The sequence below is a fragment of the Micromonospora sicca genome, assembly GCF_003172935.1.
In the GTDB taxonomy this organism is placed as follows: domain Bacteria; phylum Actinomycetota; class Actinomycetes; order Mycobacteriales; family Micromonosporaceae; genus Micromonospora; species Micromonospora sicca.
Genome location: NZ_QGKS01000376.1, coordinates 1 through 9,341, shown reverse-complemented (window position 1 = coordinate 9,341; position 9,341 = coordinate 1). Strand labels below are relative to the sequence as shown.

Sequence of the window (9,341 nt, the reverse complement as noted above, 5' to 3'; positions counted from 1 at the left end):
CGAGTCGGGACCGGCCCAGCGGCTGGCCAACAAACTCAAGCGCGACTTCCGCACGCTGATGGCTCAGCGTGGTGTCGACCTGTCCTACGGGCGCACGTTGCCTCGGTTGTTGCGCGGCGCGGGACTCATCGACGTCGAAGCCGACGCCTTCTTCCCGATGACCGGCGCTGCCTGCACCCTGCTGGAGCAGGCCACCGTGGCGCAGATCCGCGACCGGCTGGTCGCCGCCGGCCTGGCTACCAACGAAGAAGTCGACCGGCATCTCGACAACGTCGCAGCGGGACTTCTCGACCTCGCCACCTCGCCCATGATCTCGTCCTGGGGCCGGAAACCTGCTTGAATCACTCGGAAATCCGCACGACCGGTCCACCGGCACGGCTACGGGTCCCGCCCCCACATCCTCCTCTCGGCGCGAGCGGACACCGCCACCCGGGACGTTGCACCGCGCGGATCGCGGCATGAGCGCGCACGTGATCAAGCGCTCAGGTTCAGCAGATGACTTGGGTGGCCTCTGTGTCACTGCAACACGTCGACAGCGATCACCGTGACTGGGCTTGACCCGTTTCGACGGACAGGGTCGATGTGGTGATTTCACGCTACCTTGCTGGCGGGTACCGGGCTGAGGCTGGTGGTCTCGTAGGCGGTGGGGCTGAGGTAGCCGAGGCTGGAATGCCGGCGGCGGGTGTTGTACCAGCCTTCCACGTACTCGAATATTGCCTGGCGGGCGGCTTTGCGGGTGGGCCAGGCCTGCCGGTGCAGCAGTTCGGTCTTGATGGTGGCGAAGAACGACTCCGCGACGGCGTTGTCCCAGCACTGCCCGCGCCGGCCCACCGATAGCCGTACGTCGTGGCGGGCGGCGAGGCGGGCGTGCTGGGCGCTGGTGTATTGGGCGGATTCAATCGGTCGTCGCAACACCGGGTTGTTGGAGCGATCGTAGGTGTTCGTCGAGGACTTCGGCTGGAGTCTTCCAGCCGAGAGTTTTCCGGGGTCTGCTGTTGAGCGCGTGAGCGACAGCGTTGATCTCGTCGGCGCTCCATCTGGACAGGTCGGTGCCTTTCGGGAAGTACTGCCGCAGCAGCCCGTTGGTGTTCTCGTTGCTGCCGCGTTGCCAAGGGCTATGCGGGTCGGCGAAGAACACCGGGACTCCGGTCTCGACCGTAAACCGTGCATGCGCAGACAACTCCTTGCCGCGATCCCATGTCAGCAATCTGCGGAGCTGCTCGGGCAGCGTCGTGATCGTCTCGGCGAGGGCTTTGCTCATCGTGATCGCCCCATACCCGGCGAGAGCCGGCCCGTTTTTCGTCCGCGGGATCACACCCCAGCCGTCCTCGCGTGGTAGGTGGATCAGCATCGTGAACCTGGTCGTCCGCTCGACCAGAGTCCCGATCGCGGAACGCTGCAAACCGATGATCAGATCTCCTTCCCAGTGCCCGGGGACGGCGCGGTCCGCGGCTTCGGCGGGACGTTCACTGATCAGCGTGTCGCTGGTGACGTGCGCCCATGCGCGTTGTTTCGCGCGTGCCCGAGGGACGCGAAGCGCCCGACCGGTCCGCAAGCAGGTGACCAGTTCGCGCTTGAGAGCACCACGGCTCTGGACGTAGAGCGCCTGGTAGATCGCCTCGTGACTGATGCGCATCGACTCATCCTCCGGAAACTCGGCCCTGAGCCTTCGGGAGATCTGCTCCGGACTCCACCCGTTCACCCATGCCCGGTCGCTCCGGTGGGGCTTGTTGCGGCCCTTCCACTGTGGGCCCTTCGGCCCGGCGACCGGACGGCCGTCCACTGTCCGGATCGCACCGGCAAGCCGTTGCTGGACATACTCCCGGAGTCGCTCATTCGTGAGCAGCTTCGCGGTCTTCGGCCGGCGGGCTCGACGCTCGGCATGCCACTGCGCGGTCGAGGCCTTGTAGTCCAACCGGTATGTCCTGGTCGAGGCGTTGCGCCGCAACTCCCGCGAGATCGTCGACGGGTCTCGGCCGAGCTGGCGTGCGATCTCGCGGACGCCCATGCCTTGCGCCTTCGACAGAGCGATGCCTTCGCGTTCGCTGAACGACAGATACCGGCCCGACACCGTTGCGGGCAACGCAGGATTCACGCCGCCAGCGTGCCGGAACCACCGGAATCCAACCGGCGACGACACGCCCGCCGCCGTGGCCGCGTCCTCGGTCATCACACCACGACTGATCGCCGCCCAGAATTTGACCCTGTCCTCACGCCACGCCACCGTCGGTCGTCCCGGCGAGGGAATCTGACCCCGATACTCCCGAACCCGCTTCTGCCCCGGCCCATACGCCATCGCTTCACCCTTCCGACGAGGTGTTGCGACGACCGGTTGAATTCACCCTGACAGCCGCGATCGGAGTGAAAGACCAGGCCCGAGGCGGGCCGGCGGCGTACGAGGGCGTCGGTGAGGGCGGCGTCGACCAGGTCGGTGCGCAGGTGATCGGCGATCACGCCACCGCCCACCCCGCTGCGGCGTCATCGCAGGCAGCGATGGCGCAATCACCGCGTACTCGGCATCAGTGAACTCGAACCGTCCACTCACCACAACTGAATACCGCACCCCTAACCGCAAGATCCAGGAAACACGCCCTAGGTGACTGGTGTGGAACGGTGGTTTGGTCGGGCTGTGCGGCCAGCCATCGTTGCCTGAGCGTGATGGCGGGGTCGGTGACGTCGCTGGGGTGGTCTGGGCGTCGAACCGTTGCTGGATAGGCGTTGTGGGTCTTTCATGCCGTGTGTTCGAGGGTGTTGTCCGGCTGGCCTGAGGGCGTCTGTCTCATGCGGGCTGGAGGGTCCAGCCGTGTTGGCGGGTGTGGGTGAGGCCGAGGGTGGCGAGTCGGGCGAGGTTGACCGCGGCGGCGAGGAGGGTGAAGTCGGCGGCGATCCGGGTTCGGCCGCGCATGCGGGCGCGTCGGCCGCCGTGACGGCGGCGCATGAGGTGGGCGATCTTGCGTTCGACTTTGGGTCGGGTCGTGCGGTAGTCGGCTTGCCAGGCGGCGTCGGTCTGGCGGGTGCGGGCGGTGGTGAGGTGGGCTTCATGGTGGCCGATGGTGATGCTGCGCCCGGTCTTGGACTCGGTGCAGTGCCCGCGCAGCGGGCAGGTAGCGCAGGCGCTGCCGAAGTCGGCCCTGCCGGCGTTGCGGTCGTGGCCTTGCACCGGCCGGATCGGGATCGTGACGCCGCCCGGGCAGGTGACCTGCTGGCGTTGCAGGTCGATGTCGAAGCGGTCCTTGGTGAACTTCCCGGCGGGGGCGTTCGGTGGCTGGACCTTGGTCTTGATGTCGATCCCAGCGGCGTCGAGCCGGTCGAGGACCTCGCCGGCGCCGTAGGCGGCGTCGCCGTAGACCGCTGCGGTGTCCTCGGCGGGCTCGTTGGCGTCGGTGAGATCGGTGATGAGGTCGGCGACCGGCTCGGCGTCGCCGGTGTTGCCGGCGGTGACCGTGGTCGCAGTGATGATCTCGGCGTCGGGGTCGACGGCTATGTGGCCTTTGTAGCCGTCGAAGCCGCGGTGGCTGGTCTTGTGCCCGTGCCGGGCCTCGGGGTCAACGGTGGAGATCACCCGGTCCGGGGCGACCTTGCGGGCGATGCGCAGCACGCCGTCGTCGCCGGTCTCCAAGTCCTGGCCCAGCACCGTGGCCAGCAGCCGCGTCGCCTGACCGACCGGCTCGGGCAGCGTCAGCCCGTCGAGGACGGCCAGCAGCGCGTAACCGTCGCGGGCCCGGGAGTCGACCAGGGCATCACGGGCGGTCTTGTCGTCCCAGTCGATGACCGGCTTGCCGGTCGTGGTGTAGTCATCCCCGCTGGCCAGGACAGCCCGCAACCGTGCGGCCAGGTCGCCGTCGGCGGTGGCGAGCAGCCCCCGGACCGCCGAGCGGATCAGCGTGACCGTGTCCATCGTGGCGACCGCGTCATACAACGGTGTGGAATCGAGGACCCGCCGCCGACCCAGCAACCCCGCCGCCCGGGCGGCGTCCAACGCCACCTCGAACACCCGGTCCGGCCGGTCGGAGCGGCGCAGCCGTTCCCGCATGTCCACCAGCACCGTGTGAGCGAACCCGACCCGGCCGGCGCCGTCCCAGCCGCCGACCCCGGCGGCGTAACGCCAGCGCGCGTCGAACGTGAACCGGTCCACCGCCTCCCGATCCGACAGCCCCTCGAGGCGTTGCAGGACCATCACCGTGGCCACCACCGACGGCGGCACCGACCGGCGACCGATCTGCGCGAACAGGTCGGTGAACATCCCGTCCGGAAACAGCATCTGCCGATGCTCATGCAGGAACGCGAAGATCGAGTTCGCCGGCAACGCCTCTTCACAGAACCGGGTCACCGGATCCAGCAGATCCAACTGCTGCGAAGCCACACCCAACGCCACACCGGCAAACTATCAGCAATCGACAGAAAGCGATGGCCGCCACGCCGGTGACGGCCATCGTTTAACACCAGTCACCTAGCCGAGTTCGACGAGTCTGGCGAGGTTCGCCAGGGCGATGCGCGTACCCGTCTCGTTGTCTTCGGCCGGGATCGCGTCGGGAATGCCGTCATGAACGACGACGACTTCTGCGCCGCCGTCCACGTCGGTGAGCGTCGTGGTCATGGTCATCGCGCCGCGGAGCGCGGGATCGTCGGTCTCGAACTCGACGACCTCGACCACCTGCTGGTCGGGCACGATCTTGACGAAGTGGCCGTGGTAGCTGTCGGTGTGTGCCGTTGACTTGCCGGTATTGTCCGGCGCCTCGTAGGTGAGCGAGACGCGCAACGAGCCGCCCTCGCGCGCGTCGAACTCGTGTACGTGGCCGCTCATGCCGGTGGGCACTCGCCACTTGGCGACTGCGGCCGGGTCCAGCAGTGCCCGATAGACGGCTGAGCGCGGTGCCTTGACGAGTTGGGATACCTGGGTCGAGTACATGGAGCGAATCTAGTGTCCGGCGCTCGGGATCGTGGCGCACTCACATCGGCTATGACAGCGCAGCGCGGTGGGCTGGGCGCGGCCAACGCGCGGACAGCGGCAGATGCGGATACCGAATCAAACGCGGGTGCGGGCCCGCAGCCCCGGTGGTAGCGGCGGCTCGTCGCGTGTTGTGCCGCCCGAGCCGAGACGACGTCGTCGCGCAACAGCACGGCCAGGGTCGTCGTACGTGCCATACCGGCCAGATGTGACGGCGTCACGACCACCAGCCCTACCTGCGACGCAGTTGGGGGCGTTGACGCCGCAGGCGGGCCTGGAGACTTGAAGGCGATGGTCGGCCCGTCTCCTTGGTGAGTGGCCTTGTTCAGTCGATCGTGAGCTGGGTGGGGGTGCCGCGCCGCCAGACCGTACGCAGGTTCAGCGTGTCGCCGATACGGGTGGTGGGGTCGCCGTCGACGAGGAGCAGGTCCGCGCGCAGGCCGGCGGCGATGCGCCCGCGGTCGTCGAGTCCGAAGCGGCGGGCGGGTGATTCCGGCACCTTGATCGGGCACCAGGTCAGCAGGTTGTTCGGGCGCCTCCAAGGTCGAGTGGCTGGTCAGCCTTAAGGTTGTCGATGACCTTGATCGGCATGTTGTTTGGGAGCCTCGTCCGTTGCAGTCAAGATCGGCATCTTGTTCGGGCGCCATGGTGAGGTTGCTGTCGACGGCGTCGGTGGGCTTCGCCGTGGGGGCGGGGTGACGAGGGACTGGCTGAGGGAGAGTTGGATGTCTGTGGCTGTGGTGACCGGGTCGGCGGGCCTCATCGGTTCGGAGGCCGTACGGATGCTCACGTCGAGCGGATATCTCGTGGTCGGTTTCGACAACGATCTGCGGAGCAAGTTCTTCGGTCCGGAGGCTTCCACTCGTCCGACGTTGCGCCGGCTCTCCACGGACCTCGGCGCCAGCTACGTGCATCACGATGTCGACGTCCGCGACCGTGAAGCGGTCGGCGCGGTGTTTCGCCGGTATGGCAAGGACATCGCGGTGATCGTGCACGCCGCCGCGCAGCCGGGACACGCGAAGTGGTCGATGGGTGACCCGATCGAGGAATTCGAGATCAATGCGACGGCGACGCTCGGGCTGCTGGAGGCGGCCCGGCAATGGTGCCCGGAGGCGGTCTTCCTGTTCTGCAGCACCTCGAAGGTCTACGGCGACCGGATCAACAGCTTGCCGATGCGCGAGCTGGCGACGCGGTGGGAGATCGAGGCCGGTCACGAGTACCAGAACGGCGTCACCGAGACGATGTCCATCGACGGATCGACGCACACCTCGCTGGGGATGTCCAAGGTCGCCGCGGACATCATGGTCCAGGAGTACGGGCTGCATCACGGCCTGCGAGCGGCGGCCTTCCGCAACTGCGTGATCGCCGGCTCGGCGCATGCGGCCAGCAAGTCGCACGGCATGCTGGGCTACATCATGCAGGTCGTGGCACGGCGCCGGCCGTACACGGTGCTCGGCTATGGCGGGAAGCAGGTCCGCGACGTCCTGCACGTCTCGGATCTTGTCCGCGCCTTCGCGGCGGTCATCGCCGATCCGCACCCGGGGGCCGTATACAACATGGGTGGCGGACGGTATTCCAGCTGCTCGGTGCTCGAGGCCATCCGGTTGGCGGAGGAGATCAGCGGTCACGAGGTCACGTTGTCCTTCGAGGAGCAGACGAGGGTCGGCGACCACATCTGGTGGATCGGCAGCAACGAGTTGTTCCAGCGGCACTATCCAGATTGGGCGCCGGAGTACGACGTCAAGGCGATGCTGCAGGAGATCTACGACGTCAACGACGGCTGGCGGACGCAAGCCTGATCCCGGACCCGGCGTCCCCTCCAGCACGCGCACGAAGACCACGGCAGCGAAGACCGACCCCGCCGATTGATGACCCGGCGCCGCGACACCACCCCGCCGCCCCGCGCAGGGAAGGCATCCTCATCTCGGCACGACCGCGCCGGTCGCTGCCGTTCCTCCGTCACGCGCTGTGACACCCGGTCGGCGGCAGACATCCCATGTTCTGAGGTTGTCAAGAAGTGGGCTGGAGATGTGCCCAGGCGGTTGCCTCGTCGTAGGTCGTATTGGTTTTGAGGCAGCCGTGCAGGATGCCGACGAGGCGGTTGCCGAGTTGGCGTAGGGCGGCTTGGTGGCCGGTGCCGCGGGCGCGGAGGGCGTCGTAGTAGGCGCGGGCGCCGGGTGAGCCTTTCAGGGCGCAGAATGCCCATTGGTGGACGGCGTCGGCGAGTCGTCGGTTGCGGGCGTAGCGGGCCAGCACGATGGTGCGGGTGCCGGATGCGCGGGTGATCGGGGAGGTGCCGGCGTAGTTCTTGCGGGCTTTGGCGTCGGTGAAGCGGTGGGGGTCGTCGCCGAATTCGCCGAGGATCCGGGCGCTGAGGACCACGCCGAGGCCGGGTTGGCTCAGGTAGTGCTCAGCGTCCCGGTGCCGGCCAAAATGTTCGGCCACCACCTGCCCGAGCTGCTCGACCTCGACGTTGAGCGCCGCGATCAGCCGGACCTGAGCGGTCACGATGGCCGCGTAGGCGGCCTGGACGGCGTCCGGCTGGCGCAGCTGCGCCCCGCGTAGTCGCTGCTGCAGGTCGGCGGCTTTGGCGTCAACCTGGCGGCGTTTCGCCCGCCGCAACGCCGCGGCGATCTGCGACCGCGATAGGCGGGCGGCGCGAGCAGGATCCGGCGCACGCGCCAGCAGCTCCAACGCGTCCGACGCGGTCAGGTCGTCGAAGACGTCCAGGGCGGCGGGGAAGAACTCCCGCAGGACGCTGCGTAGCCGCAGCAGCTGCCGCGTGCGGTCCCAGATCAGGGTCTGATGGGTGCGGCGACGAGTTTCATCGCCTCGGCTTGGTCGCTGTCCCCGGCGACAGGTCGGTGATGGGCATGGTCCAGTCGCACGATCTCGGCGAGCACGTGCGCGTCGCCGGCGTCGGACTTCGCCCCGAGGTGGAGTGCCGTTCGCGGTAGCGGGCCACGGACATCGGCTTGATCGCATACACCTGATAGCCGGCCGCGATCAATGCTTGCACCCACGGGCCGCGGTCGGTCTCGATCCCGATCCGCACCTGCGCTGCGGCCTCGCCCGGGTTCAGGTCGGCCCACTCGGGGGCATCCGCTCGACGATCAGCGCGTGCAACCGGGTGACGCCGTCGAGACCTTCGGGTAGCCGTTTACGGGCCAACCTCGCACCGTGGTCGTCGACGAGCTCAACGTCGTGGTGGTCCTCGGCCCAGTCGTCTCCCAGATACAGCATCACGCCACCTTCCTCGATGGACAGTGTCGTCCATGGCAGCGTGGAAGAGACCTCAGCGATCTAATGGCCAAGTACTCACCGCGAACATCCGGGGCACGTCATCCCATCAGCTGTCCAGCCTCCTCACGACCAGCGGGCGCTCGGTCTGCCGCAAGACCTTGAAGGCCTGAAGAGAAGAGTGCTGACCCGCCAGCCGCTACCGGAGCCATCCTGCCGCAGCAGGCTGACAGAACCCATTAGAAGAGGACAGTCGGCGAACGGCGGTACCCATGGGTCATGGCCTCCTCCGAGGGAATCTGCTGATCGGCGTGCATCGAGCTTGGATCGTTACAGTGCCGGCGCCATTGATCAACCTATGACGCCCATCATGCGGGTTATGTGGCCCCCAACGCATATAGCAGTTGCATGGCGTAGCTGGCGGGCAGCGGCGCTGGCGGGCCGGGGTTTCGCATGCGTCGTGATCCTGCTGTGCTGCCTACTCACGACCGGATGCACGCCCCGCCAAATTTCGATCACCGCCGTGTACCTTGACGACGGCCACCCAACGGCCGCTGTCCACCGATGCGGTGGAACGCGCGTGTCCGGGATCTCGGTAGTTGAGACCATGACCGCGTCCGCGTCGGCCACCAGCTCTACGATCGGGAACGTGTGGGGCGTCGCCGACGTTCCCCCTCGCGCGGACGAACCGATCAGTCAGATTCGACTCCTGGAGACCCCGCCGGGCTGGGAATTGCAGACGACGAAGCCGGGCAGCTTGCTGACCGCGTTCGCGGTGGATCGCACGTACAGCGTCTGGGCGGACACCACTGACAAGAACGCCGGCAACGATGCCATGGTCGAGTTCACACTCGGCGACCTGCGCTCGCTCTCCGACGGCGAGGTGTGGGCGGCACCGGAGCCGTTCGCGCAGCCCCAAGCCATGACCCGCGAGGAATTCCGCCGGCACGCCGCTGCCAGTTGTTGACGACCCAAGAGTCCATACCCGCGCGATCACGACCGCGACGCGCAGTCGGGTAGCCCCGGCGCATTGCTGCGCCGGGGCCCCCTCAGAACCGTGCGTGCAACTCGTCGCGGCACACGGCTCAAGCAAGCCGCTCGGGCGATTTCAGGGTTGCAGGTGTGCTGGGTCCTGCCGCGTGCCGGTGGTGCG

General features: G+C 67.6%; 7 protein-coding genes and 2 pseudogenes. 3 read left to right on the top strand and 6 right to left on the bottom strand.

Going from position 1 to position 9,341, the window contains the following annotated elements:
- Positions 1 to 340 (top strand): annotated as a pseudogene (locus DKT69_RS30015) (SAM-dependent methyltransferase); the annotation flags it as partial.
- Positions 341 to 591: 251 nt separating this feature from the next.
- Here the strand turns inward: DKT69_RS30015 and DKT69_RS38620 are convergent.
- The 5 genes from DKT69_RS38620 to DKT69_RS29985 all read right to left on the bottom strand — a co-directional run bounded on the left by DKT69_RS38620 (position 592) and on the right by DKT69_RS29985 (position 5,447).
- Positions 592 to 912 (bottom strand): integrase core domain-containing protein, encoded by a 321-nt coding sequence (locus tag DKT69_RS38620; RefSeq protein ID WP_161557983.1) that lies wholly within the window; start codon positions 910 to 912, stop codon positions 592 to 594.
- Positions 896 to 2,296: an IS30 family transposase gene (locus tag DKT69_RS30005; RefSeq protein ID WP_109804815.1), complete on the bottom strand. Its 1,401-nt coding sequence runs from the start codon at positions 2,294 to 2,296 to the stop codon at positions 896 to 898. Before DKT69_RS30005 ends, DKT69_RS38620 begins: the two co-directional genes overlap by 17 nt.
- A 483-nt stretch (positions 2,297 to 2,779) precedes the next feature.
- Positions 2,780 to 4,375 carry an IS1182 family transposase gene (locus DKT69_RS29995; protein WP_201749930.1) on the bottom strand — a complete coding sequence of 532 codons (1,596 nt, stop codon included), beginning with the start codon at positions 4,373 to 4,375 and terminating at the stop codon, positions 2,780 to 2,782.
- 75 nt (positions 4,376 to 4,450) lie between these two features.
- Positions 4,451 to 4,909 (bottom strand): SRPBCC family protein, encoded by a 459-nt coding sequence (locus DKT69_RS29990; protein ID WP_109804813.1) that lies wholly within the window; start codon positions 4,907 to 4,909, stop codon positions 4,451 to 4,453.
- A 364-nt stretch (positions 4,910 to 5,273) separates the two neighbouring features.
- Positions 5,274 to 5,447, bottom strand: a complete 174-nt coding sequence (locus tag DKT69_RS29985) for a hypothetical protein (RefSeq protein ID WP_201749931.1) — start codon at positions 5,445 to 5,447, stop codon at positions 5,274 to 5,276.
- 226 nt (positions 5,448 to 5,673) lie between these two features.
- Between DKT69_RS29985 and DKT69_RS29980 the strand changes: the two genes are divergently transcribed.
- A complete protein-coding gene (locus tag DKT69_RS29980) occupies positions 5,674 to 6,747 on the top strand; it encodes an NAD-dependent epimerase/dehydratase family protein (protein WP_109804812.1) in 1,074 nt (357 codons plus the stop codon).
- A 211-nt stretch (positions 6,748 to 6,958) separates the two neighbouring features.
- Here the strand turns inward: DKT69_RS29980 and DKT69_RS29975 are convergent.
- A pseudogene (locus DKT69_RS29975) lies at positions 6,959 to 8,191 on the bottom strand (IS110 family RNA-guided transposase).
- Positions 8,192 to 8,837: 646 nt separating this feature from the next.
- Between DKT69_RS29975 and DKT69_RS29970 the strand changes: the two are divergent.
- Entirely contained in the window at positions 8,838 to 9,155 is a 318-nt protein-coding gene (locus tag DKT69_RS29970; RefSeq protein ID WP_146231250.1) for a hypothetical protein, read from the top strand.
- Positions 9,156 to 9,341 lie beyond the last annotated feature (186 nt).

Coding starts and splice junctions, on each gene's coding strand:
- DKT69_RS30005 (WP_109804815.1), bottom strand. CDS start 2,296: ATGGCGTATGGGCCGGGGCAGAAGCGGGTTCGGGAGTATCGGGGTCAG.
- DKT69_RS29990 (WP_109804813.1), bottom strand. CDS start 4,909: ATGTACTCGACCCAGGTATCCCAACTCGTCAAGGCACCGCGCTCAGCC.
- DKT69_RS29980 (WP_109804812.1), top strand. CDS start 5,674: ATGTCTGTGGCTGTGGTGACCGGGTCGGCGGGCCTCATCGGTTCGGAG.